This window comes from Streptomyces sp. NPDC004284 (assembly GCF_042874035.1).
Lineage (GTDB): Bacteria > Actinomycetota > Actinomycetes > Streptomycetales > Streptomycetaceae > Streptomyces.
In genome coordinates this window covers 1-19096 of record NZ_JBIAMJ010000007.1, presented here as the reverse complement: position 1 = coordinate 19096, position 19096 = coordinate 1, and the positions used below count along the sequence as shown (strand labels likewise).

Sequence of the window (19096 nt, the reverse complement as noted above, 5' to 3'; positions counted from 1 at the left end):
GATTCTATGATGGCCTCATGTCTGACGAGCCGAAGACCCTCGACCCCGCCGTGACAGCGGCGGAGACCACCGCACGGACGGCCACGGCCACCACGGCCGGGGATTCTCCCGCACCGGGCCGTGCCGCCCCGCCTCGCCGCGGGCTCCTCGGCCTCGTCGCCGTCGGACTCGTCCTGGCCGCCCTCAACCTGCGCCCCGCCATCACCAGCCTCGGCGCCCTCCTCGAAGAGGTCAGCGCGGACCTCCACATGAGCGGCAGCGTCGCCGGCGTCCTCACCTCCGTGCCCCCGCTCTGCTTCGCGGTCTTCGGCATCACCGCCCCCCGCCTCGCCCGCCGCTTCGGCCCCGCCGCCGTCGTCTGCGCGGGCATGGCCGCGATCTTCACCGGCCTCGTCCTGCGGCCCTTCGCGACCGGCACCGCCGCCTTCCTCGCCGCCAGCGCCCTCGCCCTCATGGGCATCGCCGTCAGCAACGTCCTGATGCCCGTCATCGTCAAGCGGTACTTCCCCGACCGCGTCGGCAGCATGACCGGCCTCTACTCCATGGCGCTCGCCCTCGGCACCTCCGTCGCCGCGGCCGCGACCGTCCCCATGACCGACGCCCTCGGCGGCGACTGGCGCCTCGGCCTCGGCGTCTGGGCGGTCCTCGCCGCGGTCGCCGTCCTGCCCTGGCTCCCGCTCCTGCGCGACCGGGGCGCGGACACGGCGCCCCCGGCGGCCACCGCCCGCGAAGCGGCACCGCAGGCCCCCGCACCGCGCATCACCCGCAGCCGCACCGCCTGGGCGCTCGGCGTCTTCTTCGGCCTCCAGGCCACCGGCGCCTACATCACCATGGGCTGGATGCCGCAGATCTTCCGCGACGCCGGCGTCCCCGCCGCCACCGCGGGCGTGCTCCTCGCCGTCACCATGGTCATGGGCGTCCCGCTCGCCTTCGTCATCCCCCGCCTCGCGACCCGCATGAAGAACCAGGGCCCGATCGTCGTCGCCCTCGGCCTGTGCGGGCTCACCGGATACACCGGCCTCCTCCTCGCCCCCGCCGCCGGAGCCTGGGTCTGGGCGGTGCTCCTCGGCGTCTCCAACTGCGCCTTCCCGCTCGCCCTCACGATGATCGGCATGCGCTCGCGCACCGGCGCGGGCGTCGTCCGGCTCTCCGCCTTCGCGCAGAGCGTCGGCTACCTCATCTCCATCCCCGGGCCCCTCCTCGTCGGCGTGCTCTACCAGCACAGCGGCGGCTGGGGACTGCCCATCGCGCTCATGGGCGGACTGATGGTGCCGCAGATGATCGTCGGAACCCTGGCCGGCCGGGACCGGACGGTCGAGGACGAATGCTGAGATGCGAGACTGTTCCCATGCCAGTCCTCGAACCCAATCCCCAGAACGGCCAGAAGAAGCTGCTCCTCGTGCTCGGCGCGATGCTCGGCATCACGGTCGTCATCGCCGTCATCGCCTCGTTCGCCTCCCCGTGAGGTGACGGGGAGGTGGGGCTGACCCCCGTATCCCCTAGGGGGTGAGTGTCAGGGTGAAGTGGGTGGATCGCCCGATGGGCCGGAGGACGTGCGATCCGTACGTTGGTGACAACGGCGAAAGCACGGAACTCACCCACGGAGGCGGCCATGTCGGCCCCCACGCACCCCGGCATCCGGACCACGACCACGGGCGTCGACACCCGGCTGCCCTGGTGGGCCCTCGCCCTCCCGGCCGCCGCCTTCCTCGCCCTCCTGGTGCTCATGACCGGGTCGGGTGAGGCCCAGGCGGCCACCGGAGACCCGGCGTTCGGCAGAGTTCTCGAGCACCTCTGGCAAACGCTGTCTCTCTGAGTCGTGGTGGCCCGTTTCGTGCGAAGCTGTGGACCATGAGCGTCGATACACCCCGCAGCATCGTGCTCCTCCGGCACGCGAAGGCAGACTGGAACGACGAGTCCGACCACGAGCGACCCCTCGCCGACCGGGGCCGCACGGACGCCCCGGTGGCCGGCCGACGGCTCGCCGAGACCGGCATCGCCTTCGACCTGGCCCTCTGCTCGACCGCCCTCCGCACCCGCGAGACCTGGAAGCTGGCCGTCCAGGAGCTCCCGCAGCGCCCGAAGACGGTGTACGAGGAGCGGATGTACGAGGCCTCCCTCGGCGAGCTCATCGCCCTGGTCAACGAGACCCCGGACGCCGTGAACCACCTCCTGCTCATCGGCCACAACCCCGGCATGCACGCCCTGGCCGACGCCCTCGCGGGCGGGGCCGAGGGCGACACCCTCTCCCGGATGAACCGCAGCGGCTTCCCGACCTCCGCCTTCGCCGTCGTCACCTTCGACGGCTCCTGGAAGTCCGTGGAGCACGGCGTCGGCAAGCTCGTCGAGTTCTGGGCCCCGCACTCCTGACCCCGTACCCGTACGGAGAGGGGCCCGGGCGTCGTCCGACGCCCGGGCCCCTCTCCGTATCCCCGCCGCTCAGTGCGGCAGGTCCTCCTCGCCGAAGTCCGCGGCCTCGACCTCCTCGCGCGTGATGCCGAGCAGGTACAGCACGGTGTCCAGGAACGGCACGTTCACCGCCGTGTGCGCCGCCTGACGGACCACCGGCTTCGCGTTGAACGCCACCCCGAGCCCGGCCGCGTTCAGCATGTCCAGGTCGTTCGCCCCGTCGCCGATCGCCACGGTCTGCGCCAGCGGCACCCCCGCCTCCGCCGCGAACCGGCGCAGCAGCCGCGCCTTGCCCGCCCGGTCGACGATGTCGCCGGTGACCCGGCCGGTGAGCTTCCCGTCCACGATCTCCAGCGTGTTGGCGGAGGCGAAGTCGAGGCCGAGCCGCTCCTTCAGGTCGTCGGTGACCTGCGTGAACCCACCGGAGACGACGCCCACCTGGTAGCCGAGCCGCTTGAGCGTACGGATCAGGGTCCGGGCCCCGGGCGTCAGCCGCACCTCGGCGCGGACCTTGTCGACCACCGAGGCGTCCAGGCCGGCCAGCAGCTCCACGCGCGCGTGGAGCGACTGCTCGAAGTCCAGCTCGCCGCGCATCGCCGCCGCCGTCACCTCGGCGACCTTGTCCTCGCAGCCCGCGTGCGCGGCGAAGAGCTCGATCACCTCGTCCTGGATCAGGGTCGAGTCGACGTCCATGACCACGAGCCGCTGGGCCCGCCGGTGCAGACCCGCGGAGACGACGGCCACGTCGACCCCGATGCTGTGCGCCTCGGTGGCGAGGGCGGTCCGCAGCGACTCGGTCCCGCAGCCCGAGACGGCGAACTCGACCGCCGTCACCGGGTACTTCGCGAGGCGGAAGATGCGGTCGATGTTGCCGCCGGTCTCCGCGATCCTGGCCGCTATGGCCGCCGTCTGCTCCGCGGTGAGCGGGTGGCCGAGCACGGTGACGTGCGAGCGTCCCTCGCCGCGCGGCCGGTTGTCGCCCGTGCCGGAGATGATCTCGGCCTGGAGCTTCAGCGACTCGGCCCAGCTGTGCACGGTGGCCCTGAGTTCGCCCGCCGAGGCGACGGTCGGCTCGGTGACGAGCGCGCACAGGACGAGGCGGCCGCGGGAGACCACCTGTTCGATGTCCACGACGTCGACGGAGTAGGCGGCGAGGGTGTCGAAGAGTCCCGCGGTGATCCCGGGACGGTCCTTCCCGAAGATCTTGACGAGAAGAGTGGGAACGTCTGAGGTGTGCGATGCGCTCATGGTGGTTCCACCGTATCGGGCACCGTGTGCCGTCCGACCCCCCGTCCCGCCCTGCGGACACCCGAGCGGTCCAGTGGACGACCCGAAGGTCTTCACGCGGCCCGACTTTCCGAGACGGGACCGGGCCTGAAATAGTTCCCCAGGATGATTCGCCATCCCTGGACTCCCGTAGACGGGGGTACATCGGGGGACAAGTAGTGGGGCATGGAGTGCCAGAACTCGTACTGGAATTGAACGGCAGGACCTGGACGCTCGATCCGTCCCGGTCGTACACCCTGGGCAGGGACCCCCAGGGCGACCTGGTCATCGACGACGCCAGGGTCTCGTGGCGCCACGCCACCGTCAGCTGGGGCGGCCGGAGCTGGGTCATCGAGGACCACGGCTCCACGAACGGCACCTTCGTGCAGGGCCAGCGGGTCCACCAGGTGGAGATCGGCCCCGGTTCGGCCGTCCACCTGGGCAACGCGACCGACGGCCCGCGGCTGAATCTCGTCGCGTCCGGCGCGGCGGCCGCACCTCAGCAGCAGGTCCCGCAGCAGCAGGCCCCGGCCCAGCAGGCTCCCGCCCACCAGGCCGCCGCCGCGTCCGCCGCCCAGGCCGACTGGGCCACGCACCAGGCGCCCCCGCAGCAGCAGGCGCCGCAGCAGGGCTGGCAGCAGCAGGCCCAGCAGCCGCCCGCCCAGCAGGTCCCGCACCAGCAGGGGCACGGGCAGGGTCACCCCGGCGTCGCCGCGGGGGCGTCGTCGGCCTACGCCGACCGCAGCCCCACCACCTTCCACCAGCTGGACCTCGGCCGCGTGATGCGCATCGGCCGTGCCCTCGAGAACGAACTGGTCGTCTCCGACCTCCAGGTCTCGCGGCACCACGCCGAGTTCCACGCGACGCCCGACGGCCGCTTCGAGATCCGCGACCTCGGCTCGCACAACGGCACCTACGTCAACGGTCAGCCGATCCCCAAGGGCGGCTCGGCCCTCCTCGGCCCGCAGGACATCGTCGGCGTCGGCCACTCGACGTTCCGCATCGTCGGCGGCCAGCTCGAGGAGTTCGTCGACACCGGTTCGGTCTCCTTCTCGGCCCGCCACCTCACGGTCACGGTCGACGGCGGCAAGCAGATCCTCAAGGACGTCACCTTCGGCGTCCCGGAGAAGTCGCTGATCGGCGTCATCGGCCCGTCCGGCTCCGGCAAGTCCACCCTGCTCAAGGCGCTGACCGGCTACCGCCCGGCCAACGAGGGCGACGTCCTCTACGACAACCGCAGCCTCTACAAGCAGTTCGCCGAGCTGCGCCAGCGCATCGGTCTGGTCCCGCAGGACGACATCCTGCACAAGGAACTGACGGTCGTGAAGGCGCTGCGCTACGCGGCCAAGCTCCGCTTCCCCGGCGACACCGCCGCGGCCGAGCGCGAGGCCCGCATCGACGAGGTGCTGCGCGAGCTCAAGCTCGACATCCACAAGGAGAAGAAGGTCACCTCCCTCTCCGGTGGCCAGCGCAAGCGCGTCTCCGTCGCCCTGGAGCTCCTCACCAAGCCCTCGCTGATCTTCCTGGACGAGCCGACCTCCGGCCTCGACCCGGGCATGGACCGCGACGTCATGCAGCTGCTCCGCGGCCTCGCGGACGACGGCCGCACGGTCCTCGTCGTCACCCACTCGGTGGCCGAGCTGGGCCTCTGCGACAAGCTGCTCGTCATGGCGCCCGGCGGCTCCGTGGCGTACTTCGGTCCGCCGGAGGAGGCGCTGAACTTCTTCGGCTACTCCACCTGGGCCGACGTCTTCTCCGCCTTCGAGAACTACCGCGACTACGACTGGGCGGGCCGCTGGAAGGGCTCGCAGCACTACCAGATGTACGCCGCGGACATCGACGCCGTCGCCGCCCAGCCCGTCCAGATGCCGCAGCAGGCCATGGCCCGCCCGCCGAAGCCGCAGGGCTGGGGCTCGCAGCTGTGGACCCTGATCCGCCGCTACGTGTCGGTGATCGCCTCCGACAAGGGCTTCATGGCCCTGATGGTGATCCTGCCGGCCGTCCTCGGCGCGGTGTCCGTCGTCATCCCCGCCGACTTCGGCCTCGGCAAGCCCACACCGCCGTCCCGCTTCAACGGCGACGCCGGCACGATCATGCTGATCCTCGCGGTCGGCATGTGCTTCTCCGGCGCGGCGAACTCCGTCCGAGAGCTCATCAAGGAACGGGTCATCTACGAGCGGGAGCGCGCCGTCGGCCTGTCCCGCTCCGCGTACCTGATGTCCAAGGTCATCGTCCTCGGCGTGATCACGGCCTTCCAGGGCGTGATCATCTGCGGCATCGGCTTCTCCACGCGCGCGCTCCCCGAAGAGGGCCTGTTCATGCCGCCGGCCGTCGAGCTGTGCGTCCAGGTCATCGCGCTCGGCCTGACCTCGATGATGGTCGGCCTGGTCATCTCCGCGCTGGTGAAGACCGCCGAGAAGACCATGCCGCTGCTCGTCATGTTCGCGATCATCCAGGTCGTGTTCACCGGCATCCTCTTCCAGGTGTACGGCTCGCCCGGCCTGGAGCAGTTCGCCTGGCTCATGCCCTCCCGCTGGGGCATCGCCGGCGCCGGCACCACCCTGGACCTGGCGCACCTGATGCCGCCGTGGGACCACAAGGACCCCACGAACACCGACCCGCTGTGGGAGCACACGGTCGGCCAGTGGAGCCTGGACCTCGGCATCCAGCTGCTCATGGCGACCGTCTGCTGCGTCCTCGTGGCGCGGCTGCTGCGCCGCCACGAGCCCGAGGTCATGCGCAAGTAGCGAGACAAGCCCCGAAGGGCGGCACCCCGCACGGGGTGCCGCCCTTCGGCGTGTCTCGGGCGACTCAGTACGCGCTGTTGACGTTGTCGATCGAGCCGTAGCGGTCGGCCGCGTAGTTGGCGGCGGCGACGATGTTGGCGACCGGGTCGTACTGGTCGAACTTGGTGCCCGCCACGTGGTAGGTCTTGAAGGTCGGGTAGATCACCTGGAGCAGACCCTTGGACGGGATGCCGTTCTGGGCGTTGATGTCCCAGTTGTTGATGGCGTACGGGTTGCCGCTGGACTCGCGCATGATGTTCCGGTGCAGACCGTTGTAGGTGCCCGGGATGTCGTGCTTGTCCATGATGTAGAGCGCCTCGCGGATCCAGCCGTCGAGGTTGTTCGCGAAGACCGGGGTGCGGGTGACGGAGCGGTTCGCGGCCGCCTTCTCCGCGGCGCGCTTCTTCGCGGCGGCCTTGGCCTTCGCCTCGGCCTCGGCCTTCGCCTTCGCCTTCGCCTGGGCGTCGGCCTTCTTCTTCGCCTCGGCCTTGGCCTTCGCGGCGGCCTCGGCCTTCGCCTCGGCCTCCTGCTTCGCCTTCAGGCCGATGGTGGTCTGCTGCTCGTTGACGCTGGCGGCCAGCGCCTTCGCCTGCGGGCTGTTCGCGTCGTACGCCCAGGCGACCTGCTGGGTGCCGGCCAGAGCCTGCGGCTCGGTCTCGGTGCCGCCGTGGTTGCCGGGGACGAGGGAGAGCGTGAGGGCTGCGGCGCCCAGAGCGGCGACGCCGGCGATCGTGGCCTTGTGGGTCTTCTTCAGACCACGACTGTGGCCAGGGGTGTTCGCAGACATGCTGGGCTACCTCTTCGAATCGCTGGGGGTCGCTCGGCCGGGGCGGCGCTGCGCCTGCTCGGCGGCGACGGGGGCAATTCTTAGCGGCAGCAAAATCGCGTGGCAAAGGTGTGACGTACGATCGCGGGTAGTGGATCAGGGGCCCGTGCACGGGCCACAGAAAGCCCCCTGTGGCCCGTTTCGTCCGCCCATATCGGGCATTCGGACGTCCACTAGGGGGCTTCGTAAGTGACCTGCGTCCTATGCGCGGCCTCACATCAGGCACACGAAGAACTCACCACGCGTTGCGTCAGCAATGCGCACCGTGAGGCTCCTCCTCCGGAAGGAGGAGATGGACGTCGCCGAACTCGTGCCAGAGGTAGCGCTCCCGCACCGCGGCGGCGTACGCGCTCCGCAGCGCGGGCCGCCCGGAGACCGCCTCCAGCATCAGCAGATGCGAGGCCTCCGGCTCGTGCAGCCCGGTGAGCAGCCCGTCCACCACCCGCACCCCCCGCGCGGGCGTCACCACCAGATCGGTCCACCCGGCACGGGCACGCACCACCCCGCCGACCGCCGCCGATTCCAGCGCCCGCACCACCGTCGTCCCCACCGCGATCACCCGCCCGCCCTCGGCGCGGGCCGCGTTCACCAGGGCCGCCGTCGCCGCAGGGACCTCGAAGGGCTCCGGGTACGGCGGCTCGTGCGCCTCCGCCGACGCCACCCCCGTATGAAGGGAGAGGGGAGCGATGCGTACGCCCCGGTCGACCAGCTCCGCCACCAGCCGGGCCGTGAAGGGCCGCCCGGCGCTCGGCATCTCCGCCGAGCCCGCGCCGTCGGGGGAGGGGAGCGCGAAGACGGTCCGGTACGCCGACAGGGGCTGGTCCCGCTCCGTGTACCCGTAGCGGATGGCCCGCCCGTACCGACCGAGCAGCCCCGGCACGTCCGTGTCCACCCTCGCCCACCACAGCCGTCCGCTCCCGGGCGCCAGCGGCCCCGCGAGCACGAGCCGGGCCCCTCCCGGCAGTCGGACGACCGCCCCCGCCGGACCGCCCCCACGCGGGCGCGTACTGCCCGATCCGTCCGGCGTCCGCAGCTCCACCGCCCACCGCCCGTCGTCCCCGCGGGTCGAGAAGTGCACCACCACCGGCTCCCCGTTGGGCGCCAGGAGCCCGTCCACGGCCGCCGCCAGCGTCGTCGACGTGTTGACGACGAGCACGTCCCCGGCCCGCAGCAGCGCGGGCAGCTCCCGGAAGGAGTGGTGCGACACGGCCTCGCCCCGGGACACGAGCAGCCGCACGTCGTCCCGGCCCCGCCCGGGCCCCCGCTGCTCGGCCGGCACCCGTGCCGACAGCTCCGCCGGCACCCGCAGCTCCTCCAGCGCGTCGGACAGCACGGTCACCGGACCGCCTCCAGGAAGGCCGGCGCGGAGTACCGGCCGCTCGCCGGCCGCTCGTCGAGCAGCCGCAGGAAGACGGGGGCGACCTCGGCCGGGGCCGGCGTCCCCGACAGGTCCTCGTCGGGCTCCGCCGCGGCCAGCATGTCCGTCCGCATCCCGCCCGGGTCCACCCACCAGACCCGCAGCCCCGGCTCCTCCACCGCGAGCACCGCCGACAGCTGGTCGAGCGCCGCCTTCGTCGCCCCGTACGCGCCCCAGGTCCGGTACGCCTCCGCCGCCGCGTCCGAGCTCAGGTTGATCACCGCACCGGCGGGTGCCGCACGCAGCAGCGGCAGCACCTCCTGCAGCAGCCCCAGCGGAGCCACCACGTTGACCTCCAGGGCGGCCCGGAACCCGTCGAGCGAGTGGCTGTCGAGCGGTACGAGCGGCTCGGCACCCAGGATCCCCGCGTTGTTCACCAGCAGATCGAGCCCACCGAGCTCCCGCGCCGCCGCCACCAGCTCCCGCCGGTGCGCCGCGTCCGTCACGTCCCCGGCCACGGCCACCACCCGTACGCCACGCGTGCGTGCCTCCTCCGCGCTCTCCTCCAGTGCTCCCGCCGTACGGGCGTCGAGCACCAGGTCCCAGCCCCGCCCCGCCAGCGCCTGCGCCAGCGCCCGCCCCAGCCCCTTCGACGCCCCCGTGATGATCGCGACAGCCATGACGTCCATCCCCTTCTCCCTGTGAACGGCTCAAGCCTCCGGCCGCACCCCCGCCCGCCGCCTCGTCCCCGGGCCCGGACCTCCGAGGGCACTTCGACCTAGGTCCCGGGACCTGCCCCGCCCTCGTCCCCGGGCGGATACGGACCGTCACACCCCGCCGGTACGGTGAACACATGAGCCATCGACCGAGCTCCGGCCTGGCCGCCGTGAGCACCGCCCTGCTGGCGATGAGCCGCCACCTGGAGGTCCGCGACGTCCTCAAGACGATCGTGGCCTCCGCCCGCGAACTGCTCGACGCCGAGTACGCGGCCCTGGGCGTCCCCGACGACCACGGCGGTTTCGCGCAGTTCGTGGTCGACGGCGTCAGCGACGAGCAGTGGAAGGCGATCGGCCCGCTGCCCCGCCAGCACGGCATCCTCGCCTCGATGCTCCACAAGGCCGAGCCCGAACGGCTCGCCGACGTCCGCCTGGATCCCCGCTTCGAGGGCTGGCCGGACGCCCACCCCGAGATGTCCGACTTCCTCGGCCTGCCCGTCAGGGACGGCGACGAGATCCTCGCCGCCCTCTTCCTCGCCAACAAGCGCTGCCCCAAGCCCGACGGCGGCTGCGGCTTCACCGCCGACGACGAGGCCCTCCTCTCGATCCTCGCCCAGCACGCGGCGATCGCCCTCACCAACGCCCGCCTGTACGAGCGCAGCCGTGAGCTCACCATCGCCGAGGAGCGCTCCCGCCTCGCCCACGAGCTGCACGACGCCGTCAGCCAGAAACTGTTCTCGCTCCGGCTGACCGCCCAGGCCGCCGCCGCCCTCGTCGACCGCGACCCGGCCCGCGCCAAGGGCGAGCTCCAGCAGGTCGCCGCGCTCGCCGCCGAGGCCGCCGACGAGCTGCGCGCCGCCGTCGTCGAGCTCCGGCCCGCCGCCCTCGACGAGGACGGCCTCGTCCACACGCTCCGCGCCCAGATCCAGGTCCTCGACCGGGCCCACTCCGCCCGGGTCACCTTCGAGAGCCAGGGGACCCGGGCCCTGCCGGCCGCCCAGGAGGAGGCCGTCCTCCGGGTCGCCCAGGAGGCCCTGCACAACGCCCTGCGGCACGCCGACGCGAAGCGCGTCACGGTCTCCCTCACCCGCAGCGGCCAGGGCGCGCTGCTCACCGTCACCGACGACGGCAAGGGCTTCGACCCGCGTACCGTCCGCAGCGCCGGACGCCACCTCGGCCTGGTCTCCATGCGGGACCGGGCGGGCGGCGTCGGCGGGCGGCTCACCGTGACCTCGGCCCCGGGCGAGGGCACCACGATCGAGATGGAGGTTCCCGGTGGCTGACAAGCCGATCCGTGTCCTGCTGGTCGACGACCACCAGGTCGTCCGCCGCGGCCTGCGCACCTTCCTGGAGGTGCAGGACGACATCGAGGTCGTGGGGGAGGCCTCCGACGGCGCCGAAGGAGTCGCCAGGGCCGAGGAGCTCCGCCCCGACGTGGTCCTCATGGACGTGAAGATGCCGGGCACGGACGGCATCGAGGCGCTCAAGCGGCTCCGCGAGCTCGCCAACCCGACCAGGGTCCTGATCGTCACCAGCTTCACCGAGCAGCGGACGGTCGTCCCCGCGCTCCGCGCCGGAGCCTTCGGATACGTCTACAAGGACATCGCCCCCGACGCCCTCGCCGGCGCGATCCGCTCCGTCCACGCCGGGCACGTCCTGCTCCAGCCCGAGGTCGCCGGCGCGCTCCTCGCCCAGGACGACTCCCCCGGGGGCACGGGGCGGGGCCCGTCCCTCACGGAGCGGGAGCGCGAGGTCCTCGGCCTGATCGCGGACGGCCGGTCCAACCGGGAGATCGCCCGCGCCCTCGTCCTCTCCGAGAAGACGGTCAAGACGCACGTCTCGAACATCTTGATGAAGCTCGACCTCGCGGACCGCACCCAGGCGGCGCTCTGGGCGGTGAGACACGGCCTCACCAACTGACGCGCCCCCCGTACGCGCCGGGCGCACGACCGTTCAATAGGTCATACCGTCGTGTGTATATCCCCCGTTCGGCGCAACCCGGCGGGGGCCGCGGCGTTCTCCATGGCGTGCTGCGGCGGACCGGCCGCAGCGATCACCAGGAGGAAGTACACAAGTGAAGAACCTCAAGAAGGCCGCCGCCCTCACCATGGTCGCCGGTGGCATCGTCGCCGCCGGCGCGGGTGTCGCCTCCGCCCACACCGGCGCCGAGGCCACCGGCAAGGCCCTCAACTCGCCGGGCGTCGCCTCCGGCAACCTGGTGCAGGTCCCGGTCCACGTCCCCGTGAACGTCTCCGGCAACACGGTCAACGTGATCGGCCTGCTCAACCCGGCCTTCGGCAACGGCGCCTTCAACGGCTGACCGCCTCTGGATCCGGCCCCCGGACGATCCCCGGGGGCCGACCTCGTTGTGGGTACCCGTTCCTCCCCCGGACTTCGTCCGAGAGCTCGGGGGAGGGTGGGCACGACGGACGGCGCCCCTGCCGACGCCAGAGGCTTCCGCGCCCGAACCCGCACCCGGAGCCCGAGGCGCAGCGCTCAGAACCCCCGCTCCCGCTCCCTCTCCTCCACGTACGCGTTGTACGCGGCGACCTGCGCCCGCCGCGCCACCCGCTCCACCGGCCGCAGCGCCTCCCCCCGAGCCGCCATCTCCGAAGCGCTCACCGCACCCCCGTGACCGTGGTCGTACGCCAGGTTCACGAGCAGGGCGATCCGCTGGGCCAGCTCCAGGACCCGTACCGCGCGCGGCGGATAGCCGGGGGCCAGGACCTCGCGGCCCACCTCCGACCGCGCCCGGTACGCCTCGCGGGCCACGTCCGCCGCGGGACCCGAGGCCGCCACGTCGAGGCGGGTCAGCACCGTCGTCGCGTCGCGCAGCGCCTCCGCCAGCTCGCGCTCGGCCTCGCCGAGGGACGGCACGTCCGCCGGCGGGGCGTCCCGTACCGCCAGACAGCGCCAGACCACCTCCACGTGCACATCACCCGCCGGCCCCGCCTCGGAGACCTCCGGCACCAGGCCGTACGGCGCGCCGAAGCCCACCACCGCCTCCTCCGCCTCCAACGCGCGCGCGTTGAAGTCCGGCGGCCCGGACAGCCCCAGCGGATGACCCGGCGCGGGCAACGCGACCCGCCACCCGGTCACCCCGAGCCGCCGCAGCCGGCCCAGCGCGAGCGTCAGCCCCACCGGCCCCGCCTCACCCGGCAGCCCCTCGACGCGGTGCACCGCGTCCTCCCCGACGATCGCCATCGCCGCCTCGTCGGGCGACACCGCCCCGGCCAGCAGGGCATTGCCCCAGGCGGCCAGACGTCCTGAGCGTGGTTCCGAAAGCATCCCCCCAGACTAAGGACTCAAAGGAAGCCCTACGGACCGGTCCGCTCCGTCGATAACGTAGGTTTTCCCCTGGACGCCGCGCCCACCGGCGCAAGGCGACGACAAGACTCGACCGCAAGGGGAGACAACGCGCTCATGAGCGATGTACTGGAGCTGGTGGACGTATCCGTGGTCCGCGACGGACGGGCTCTGGTGGACGAGGTCTCCTGGTCGGTCAAGGAGGGCGAGCGCTGGGTGATCCTCGGACCCAACGGCGCCGGCAAGACCACCCTTCTGAACGTCGCCTCCAGCTACCTCTTCCCCACCAAGGGCACCGCCCACATCCTGGGCGAGCAGCTCGGCGGCGTCGGCACCGACGTCTTCGAGCTCCGCCCCCGCATCGGCATGGCCGGCATCGCGATGGCGGAGAAGCTCCCCAAGCGCCAGACCGTCCTGCAGACCGTCCTCACCGCCGCGTACGGCATGACCGCCACCTGGCACGAGGACTACGACCCGGTCGACGAGGAGCGCGCCAAGGCCTTCCTCGACCGGCTCGGGATGAACGACTACCTGGACCGCAAGTTCGGCACCCTCTCCGAGGGCGAGCGCAAGCGCACCCTCATCGCCCGCGCGATGATGACCGACCCGGAGCTCCTCCTCCTCGACGAGCCCGCCGCCGGCCTCGACCTCGGTGGCCGCGAGGACCTGGTCCGCCGCCTCGGCCGCCTCGCCCGCGACCCGTACGCCCCCTCCATGATCATGGTCACCCACCATGTCGAGGAGATCGCCCCCGGCTTCACCCACGTCCTGATGATCCGCCAGGGCAAGGTCCTCGCCGCAGGACCCGTGGAGACCGAGCTCACCTCCCGCAACCTCTCGCACTGCTTCGGCCTGCCGCTCGTCGTCGAGCGCGTCGGCGACCGCTGGACCGCCCACGGCCTGCCCCTGAAGTGACCGGCCGGGGCACCGGCGTCCCGCACAGCCGCCCGCGCCCTGTCCCGGAAGGACCCCACCGCCCTACCATGACCACGTGGACATCGACGCGTGGGTCTGGTGGCTGATCGGCGCGGTGGGGCTCGGCATTCCGCTGGTCCTGACCGCGATGCCGGAGTTCGGCATGTTCTCCGTCGGAGCGGTCGCCGGGGCGGTGACCGCCGCCCTCGGCTTCGGCGTCGTCCCCCAGGTGCTCGTCTTCGTCGTCGTCTCCGTGGCGCTCATCGCGGTGGTACGCCCGATCGCCGCCCGCCACCGCGCGGGCGGTCCCGGACTCGCCACCGGCGTCGACGCGCTGAAGGGCCGTCAGGCCGTCGTCCTGGAACGGGTCGACGGCAACGGAGGCCGCATCAAACTCGCGGGAGAGGTCTGGTCCGCCCGCACGCTCGACGGCGGACAGGCCTTCGAACCGGGCGAACAGGTCGACGTCGTCGACATCGACGGGGCGACCGCCGTGGTCATGTGACCGAACCTCGCCCATGACGCTCCGCCGTCTGGGAAACTCGATCATCGAAAGCAACCCGGCAGACAACCGGCAGCGAAGGGCACGGGGAACACGATGTCAGCAGTCATCATCGTCCTGATCATTCTGGTGGTGCTCGTCTTCATCGCCCTGATCAAGACGATCCAGGTCATCCCGCAGGCGAGCGCGGCGATCGTGGAGCGCTTCGGCCGCTACACCCGCACGCTCAACGCCGGACTGAACATCGTGGTCCCGTTCATCGACTCGATCCGCAACAGGATCGACCTCCGCGAACAGGTCGTCCCGTTCCCGCCGCAGCCGGTGATCACCCAGGACAACCTGGTCGTCAACATCGACACGGTCATCTACTACCAGGTCACCGACGCCCGCGCCGCGACCTACGAGGTCGCCAGCTACATCCAGGCGATCGAGCAGCTCACCGTCACCACCCTGCGCAACATCATCGGCGGCATGGACCTGGAGCGGACCCTCACCTCCCGCGAGGAGATCAACGCGGCCCTGCGCGGCGTCCTCGACGAGGCCACCGGCAAGTGGGGCATCCGCGTCAACCGCGTCGAGCTCAAGGCCATCGAGCCGCCGACCTCCATCCAGGACTCGATGGAGAAGCAGATGCGCGCCGAGCGCGACAAGCGCGCCGCGATCCTCACCGCCGAGGGAACCCGCCAGTCCGCCATCCTCACCGCCGAGGGCGAGAAGCAGTCCGCGATCCTCCGCGCCGAGGGCGAGGCCAAGGCCGCCGCGCTCAAGGCCGAGGGCGAGGCCCAGGCCGTCCGCACCGTCTTCGAGGCCATCCACGCCGGCGACCCGGACCAGAAGCTCCTCTCGTACCAGTACCTCCAGATGCTCCCGAAGATCGCCGAGGGCGACGCCAACAAGCTCTGGATCGTGCCCAGCGAGATCGGCGACGCCCTCAAGGGCCTCTCCGGCGCCTTCGGCAACGTCGGCAGCGGCACCCCCGGATTCAACATCAAGGACGTACCGTCCGCACGGCGAGACGAACCGACGGTTGACTGACGCGTACACGTAACCCTCGTGCATGATCGGTGCGAGCCCCTCGACCCCGACGACGTCAGGGCGGGGAGGCGACTCACTGACCATGTAAGGAGATGGCGTTGTCCATCTGGGAAGCCCTGGCAGTCCTCGCCGCCGGCATCGGCGCCGGCACCATCAACACCATCGTCGGATCGGGAACGCTCATCACGTTCCCGGTCCTCCTCGCGACCGGACTCCCCCCGATCACCGCGAACGTCTCCAACGCCCTCGGCCTCGTCCCCGGCTCCATCAGCGGGGCCATCGGCTACCGCCGCGAACTCAAGGGCCAGAAGAACCGCGTCCTGCGCCTCGGCACCGTGGCCCTCCTCGGCGGCCTCGTCGGCGCCGTCCTGCTCCTGGCCCTGCCGTCCCAGGCCTTCGACGCGATCGTCCCCGTCCTCATCGGCCTCGCGCTCGTCCTGGTCCTGCTCCAGCCCCGCATCGCCGCCGCCGTCAAGCGCCGCCGCGAACAGACCGGCACCGAGGCCCACCCCGACGGCGGCCCCGTCCTCCTCGCCGGCCTCTTCCTCGCCAGCATGTACGGCGGATACTTCGGCGCCGCCCAGGGAGTCCTCTACCTCTCCCTCATGGGCCTGCTGCTCCACGACGACCTCCAGCGCATCAACGCCGTCAAGAACATCCTCGGCGCACTGGTCAACGGAGTCGCCGCCGTCTTCTTCCTCTTCGTCGCCGACTTCGACTGGACGGCCGTCCTCCTCATCGCCGTCGGCTCCACCCTCGGCGGCCAGCTCGGCGCCAAGGTCGGTCGCAAGCTGCCCCCCACGGTCCTGCGCGGGGTGATCATCGCCGTCGGCATCGTGGCGATCCTCCAGCTGACCCTCGGCTAGCCCCCGAGAACGACGGGGCCCGCCTCCCCACCGGGGAGACGGGCCCTTCCGCGTCGTCGCGGACCACCTGCCTACGCCGCCGAGTCGGCCAGCCACTCCGGCAGCTCGGACCGGTCGCTCGCCCGCATCGCGAGCAGCATCGCGTCCGCCGGCGTCGGCTCGAACGGCTGGTGCAACAGCGGCATCCCCGCCTGCTCCGGCGTCCGGTCGGCCTTGCGGTGGTTGTCCTCGGCGCAGGAAGCGACCGTATTCAGCCAGCTGTCCCCACCGCCCTGGGCCCGTGGCACGACGTGGTCGACCGTCGTCGCCCGTCTTCCGCAGTACGCGCACCGGTGCTGGTCCCGGACCAGCACCCCCCTCCTCGACCACGGAGCCTGTCTTCGGAACGGCACCCGTACGTACCGGCAGAGCCTGATCACCCGCGGCACCGGGAGATCGACGGCGGCACCCCGCACCCTCAGCTCGGGATGGGCCTGCTCGACGACGGCCTTGTCCTGGAGGACAAGCACCACCGCGCGGTTGAGTGTGACCGTCGACAGCGGCTCGAAGCTCGCGTTCAGTACCAGCGTGTCCCGCATGTTGCCCACCTCCCGTGTACCGGCCCCAGCCCCGGAAGGGGTCTTCGGGCTTGGATCAACGATGGCCGGGCCGGCCGGGTCGGACAACGCAATTTCCTGCGCAACAAAAAGTGCCCGCTTCTGATCTCTCCAAGACCAGAAGCGGGCAAACAACTGACGAACGATCAGCCTTACGCGGGATTCTCGTACTCACCCACGAGCTGGGCACGCCCCAGCGTGTGGAACCGCAGGTTGAACCCGACCGCGGCCGGCGAGGCGTCGGCGTCCGGACCGAGCTTCTCCTGATCCACCGCGTACACCGTGAAGACGTACCGGTGCGGCCCGTCGCCCTTCGGCGGGGCGGCGCCGCCGAAGTCCTTCGACCCGTAGTCGTTCCGCGCGTGCACGGCACCCGCCGGCAGCCCCGCGAACGACCCGGACCCGGCACCGGCCGGCAGCTCCGTCACCGACACCGGGATGTCGAACAGCACCCAGTGCCAGAACCCGCTGCCCGTCGGGGCGTCCGGGTCGAAGCAGGTGACGGCGAAGCTCTTCGTCTCCGCCGGGAACCCCTCCCAGCTCAGCTGCGGCGAGGTGTTCCCCGCCGCGTGCACCTGAGCGTCCTTCAGGACCCCACCCGGCGCGACGTCGTCGCTCACCACGGTGAACGCCGCCACCGGCGGGTGGAAGTCGTGGGGGAGCGGCCTCTTGCCCTGGGACACGTCGAGTACCTCCGAATCGTCCGTCAACACTGACGGTGCCGAGCCTAGAGCCAGTTGCGACGGCCGCCGACCTCGGCGAGCCACTGGTTCAGGTAAGCCGCCCAGTCGGTGGTGTGGAAGTCGTGCAGCCCCACCTTGAACGCGCGGAACGAGTCGCTGCCCTCGGTGAACAGACCCGGCTTCTTGTCCATCTCCAGGACGACGTCCATCTCCTGGTGGTCCGCGACGAAGCTGACCTCGACCTGGTTCAGGCCCCGGTACTGCTGCGGCGCGAAGAACTCGATCTCCTGGTAGAAGGGCAGCCTCTGCCGCGTCCCCCGGATGTGCCCGCGCTCCATGTCCGCGCTCTTGAAGCGGAAGCCCAGCTGGATGAAGGCGTCCAGGATCGCCTGCTGCGCCGGCAGCGGGTGCACGTGGATCGGGTCCAGGTCACCGGAGTCCACGGCCCGGGCGATCTCCAGCTCGGTCGTCACCCCGATGTTCATCCCGCGCAGCTGCTGCCCGGCGATGGTCGTCACCGGCGTCTCCCACGGGATCTCCAGACCGAACGGCACCACGTGCACCGCCCCGGCCTGCACCTCGAAGGCCCCGCCCAGACGCACCTTCACGAACTCGACGTCCTGCTTGTACTCCTGGTCGCCGCCCTCGACCTCGACCCGCGCCTGCAGACCGACGGACAGCCCCTCGATCTGCTGCGCGACCGAACCGCCCTGGATCCGCACCTCACCCTGGACGACCCCACCCGGGACGACGTTCTCCTCGGTGAGCACCGTCTCCACGGTCGCCCCGCCGGCGCCCAGGCTCGCGAGCAGCTTCTTGAAACCCATGACTTCCACTCCTTCTGGTCCTGACCCCTACATACGCGCCACGACCGTAGCCGGTTCCCCACCGCTCCCCGCTACCCTCGGACGCCATGAGCGAGAGCCCCGACCGTACGCCGATCCCGAGGGCCTTCTTCGACCGCCCCGTCCTGGAGGTGGCCCCCGATCTCCTGGGCCGCACGCTCGTCCGCAACACGGCCGAGGGCCGGATGGAACTGCGCCTCACGGAGGTGGAGGCGTACGCCGGCGCGATCGACCCCGGCTCACACGCCTTCCGGGGGCGCACGGCACGCAACGCCGTCATGTTCGGCCCACCCGGACACGCATACGTCTACTTCACCTACGGCATGTGGCACTGCCTCAACCTGGTGTGCGGCCCCGAGGGCCACGCGAGCGGCGTCCTGCTCCGCGCGGGTGAATTCATCGAGGGCGCCGACCAGGCCCGCCCCCGCCGCCGCTCGGCCCGCTCCGACCACGAGCTGGCCAAGGGCCCGGCCCGCCTGGCCACCGCCCTCGACGTCGCCCTCCCCCTCAACGGCACGGACACCTGCGCAGGCCAGGACGCCCCCCTGGCCCTCCTCGCCGGCACACCCCCCACCCCGGACCGCATCAGCAACGGTCCCCGCACGGGCGTCGGCGGCGACGGCGCCCCCCACCCCTGGCGCTTCTGGATCACCGAGGACCCGACGGTCAGCCCCTACCGCCCCCACGCCCCCCGGAAGCGCCGCCTTGACTCGGGCCGCCCGACCTCGTAACGTAGCCCGAGCCGCAGGAAACGGTCTGCTTGTTCAAGCACCCCGTAGCGGCCACCCACTACGAGAAGATGATCCCCAGCAGGGGCTTATTTCGTCGTGCCTGAATTCGAATTCGATTGACTCGATTATGAGTCGCCGAAGAAATCAGCTAACGTAGTGAACACGCCGGAAGGGCCCGGAGCGAAAGCGAAAGGGACCGGAAAGCACCGAGGAAATCGGATCGGAAAGATCTGATAGAGTCGGAAACGAAGGAAGCG

Annotated in this window: 21 protein-coding genes; 13 read left to right on the top strand and 8 right to left on the bottom strand. The window is 71.5% G+C overall.

The window, feature by feature from the left end; all coding sequences use genetic code 11:
* Positions 1-17: 17 nt before the first annotated feature.
* The 4 genes from ACFYUS_RS19370 (at position 18) to ACFYUS_RS19355 (ending at position 2370) form a co-directional block, all read left to right on the top strand.
* Entirely contained in the window at positions 18-1331 is a 1314-nt protein-coding gene (locus ACFYUS_RS19370; protein WP_388853084.1) for a CynX/NimT family MFS transporter, read from the top strand.
* Between the two features lie 17 nt (positions 1332-1348).
* Complete coding sequence (locus tag ACFYUS_RS19365) at positions 1349-1465, top strand: SGM_5486 family transporter-associated protein (RefSeq protein WP_256341457.1); 117 nt, start codon at positions 1349-1351, stop codon at positions 1463-1465.
* A gap of 147 nt (positions 1466-1612) precedes the next feature.
* Entirely contained in the window at positions 1613-1816 is a 204-nt protein-coding gene (locus tag ACFYUS_RS19360; RefSeq protein ID WP_388853081.1) for a hypothetical protein, read from the top strand.
* Between the two features lie 35 nt (positions 1817-1851).
* The gene (locus ACFYUS_RS19355) at positions 1852-2370 is read left to right on the top strand and encodes a SixA phosphatase family protein (RefSeq protein ID WP_388853078.1); all 519 of its coding nucleotides are present in this window, start codon (positions 1852-1854) and stop codon (positions 2368-2370) included.
* 69 nt (positions 2371-2439) lie between these two features.
* On the opposite strand, the gene serB is transcribed toward ACFYUS_RS19355, so the two are convergent.
* A complete protein-coding gene (gene serB / locus ACFYUS_RS19350) occupies positions 2440-3657 on the bottom strand; it encodes a phosphoserine phosphatase SerB (RefSeq protein ID WP_388853075.1) in 1218 nt (405 codons plus the stop codon).
* A gap of 197 nt (positions 3658-3854) precedes the next feature.
* Between serB and ACFYUS_RS19345 the strand changes: the two genes are divergently transcribed.
* Positions 3855-6422 carry an FHA domain-containing protein gene (locus ACFYUS_RS19345; protein ID WP_388853072.1) on the top strand — a complete coding sequence of 856 codons (2568 nt, stop codon included), beginning with the start codon at positions 3855-3857 and terminating at the stop codon, positions 6420-6422.
* A 64-nt stretch (positions 6423-6486) separates the two neighbouring features.
* Here ACFYUS_RS19345 and ACFYUS_RS19340 read toward each other — a convergent pair whose 3' ends face one another.
* The 3 genes from ACFYUS_RS19340 to ACFYUS_RS19330 all read right to left on the bottom strand — a co-directional run bounded on the left by ACFYUS_RS19340 (position 6487) and on the right by ACFYUS_RS19330 (position 9324).
* Complete coding sequence (locus ACFYUS_RS19340; protein ID WP_388853069.1) at positions 6487-7248, bottom strand: transglycosylase SLT domain-containing protein; 762 nt, start codon at positions 7246-7248, stop codon at positions 6487-6489.
* 289 nt (positions 7249-7537) lie between these two features.
* Positions 7538-8626: an S-adenosylmethionine:tRNA ribosyltransferase-isomerase gene (locus ACFYUS_RS19335; RefSeq protein WP_388853066.1), complete on the bottom strand. Its 1089-nt coding sequence runs from the start codon at positions 8624-8626 to the stop codon at positions 7538-7540.
* Positions 8623-9324, bottom strand: a complete 702-nt coding sequence (locus ACFYUS_RS19330) for an SDR family NAD(P)-dependent oxidoreductase (RefSeq protein ID WP_388854112.1) — start codon at positions 9322-9324, stop codon at positions 8623-8625. The genes ACFYUS_RS19335 and ACFYUS_RS19330 overlap by 4 nt, the downstream gene beginning before the upstream one ends.
* 173 nt (positions 9325-9497) lie before the next feature.
* Here ACFYUS_RS19330 and ACFYUS_RS19325 point away from each other — a divergent pair, with 173 nt between their 5' ends.
* From ACFYUS_RS19325 to ACFYUS_RS19315, 3 genes are all read left to right on the top strand, one after another.
* The gene (locus ACFYUS_RS19325) at positions 9498-10643 is read left to right on the top strand and encodes a GAF domain-containing sensor histidine kinase (RefSeq protein WP_388853064.1); all 1146 of its coding nucleotides are present in this window, start codon (positions 9498-9500) and stop codon (positions 10641-10643) included.
* The gene (locus tag ACFYUS_RS19320) at positions 10636-11280 is read left to right on the top strand and encodes a response regulator (protein WP_388853061.1); all 645 of its coding nucleotides are present in this window, start codon (positions 10636-10638) and stop codon (positions 11278-11280) included. Before ACFYUS_RS19325 ends, ACFYUS_RS19320 begins: the two co-directional genes overlap by 8 nt.
* A 154-nt stretch (positions 11281-11434) precedes the next feature.
* On the top strand, positions 11435-11680 hold the full coding sequence (locus ACFYUS_RS19315; RefSeq protein ID WP_388853058.1) for a chaplin: 246 nt from the start codon (positions 11435-11437) through the stop codon (positions 11678-11680).
* 176 nt (positions 11681-11856) lie between these two features.
* Here the strand turns inward: ACFYUS_RS19315 and ACFYUS_RS19310 are convergent, their stop codons facing one another.
* Positions 11857-12648: a hypothetical protein gene (locus tag ACFYUS_RS19310; protein WP_388853056.1), complete on the bottom strand. Its 792-nt coding sequence runs from the start codon at positions 12646-12648 to the stop codon at positions 11857-11859.
* A 135-nt stretch (positions 12649-12783) separates the two neighbouring features.
* Between ACFYUS_RS19310 and ACFYUS_RS19305 the strand changes: the two genes are divergently transcribed.
* The 4 genes from ACFYUS_RS19305 (at position 12784) to ACFYUS_RS19290 (ending at position 15984) form a co-directional block, all read left to right on the top strand.
* Positions 12784-13581, top strand: a complete 798-nt coding sequence (locus tag ACFYUS_RS19305; RefSeq protein ID WP_388853053.1) for an ABC transporter ATP-binding protein — start codon at positions 12784-12786, stop codon at positions 13579-13581.
* A 76-nt stretch (positions 13582-13657) separates the two neighbouring features.
* On the top strand, positions 13658-14086 hold the full coding sequence (locus ACFYUS_RS19300) for an NfeD family protein (protein ID WP_388853050.1): 429 nt from the start codon (positions 13658-13660) through the stop codon (positions 14084-14086).
* Positions 14087-14179: 93 nt separating this feature from the next.
* Positions 14180-15118 carry an SPFH domain-containing protein gene (locus ACFYUS_RS19295; protein ID WP_388853047.1) on the top strand — a complete coding sequence of 313 codons (939 nt, stop codon included), beginning with the start codon at positions 14180-14182 and terminating at the stop codon, positions 15116-15118.
* A 92-nt stretch (positions 15119-15210) separates the two neighbouring features.
* Positions 15211-15984, top strand: a complete 774-nt coding sequence (locus tag ACFYUS_RS19290) for a sulfite exporter TauE/SafE family protein (protein WP_388853044.1) — start codon at positions 15211-15213, stop codon at positions 15982-15984.
* Positions 15985-16055: 71 nt separating this feature from the next.
* Here ACFYUS_RS19290 and ACFYUS_RS19285 read toward each other — a convergent pair whose 3' ends face one another.
* From ACFYUS_RS19285 to ACFYUS_RS19275, 3 genes are all read right to left on the bottom strand, one after another.
* Positions 16056-16562: an HNH endonuclease gene (locus ACFYUS_RS19285; protein ID WP_388853041.1), complete on the bottom strand. Its 507-nt coding sequence runs from the start codon at positions 16560-16562 to the stop codon at positions 16056-16058.
* Positions 16563-16732: 170 nt separating this feature from the next.
* A complete protein-coding gene (locus ACFYUS_RS19280; protein ID WP_388853038.1) occupies positions 16733-17263 on the bottom strand; it encodes a YbhB/YbcL family Raf kinase inhibitor-like protein in 531 nt (176 codons plus the stop codon).
* Between the two features lie 44 nt (positions 17264-17307).
* Positions 17308-18090, bottom strand: a complete 783-nt coding sequence (locus tag ACFYUS_RS19275) for a sporulation protein (RefSeq protein ID WP_388853035.1) — start codon at positions 18088-18090, stop codon at positions 17308-17310.
* 86 nt (positions 18091-18176) lie between these two features.
* On the opposite strand from ACFYUS_RS19275, the gene ACFYUS_RS19270 reads away from it, so the two are divergent.
* Entirely contained in the window at positions 18177-18839 is a 663-nt protein-coding gene (locus ACFYUS_RS19270; protein WP_388853032.1) for a DNA-3-methyladenine glycosylase, read from the top strand.
* Positions 18840-19096 lie beyond the last annotated feature (257 nt).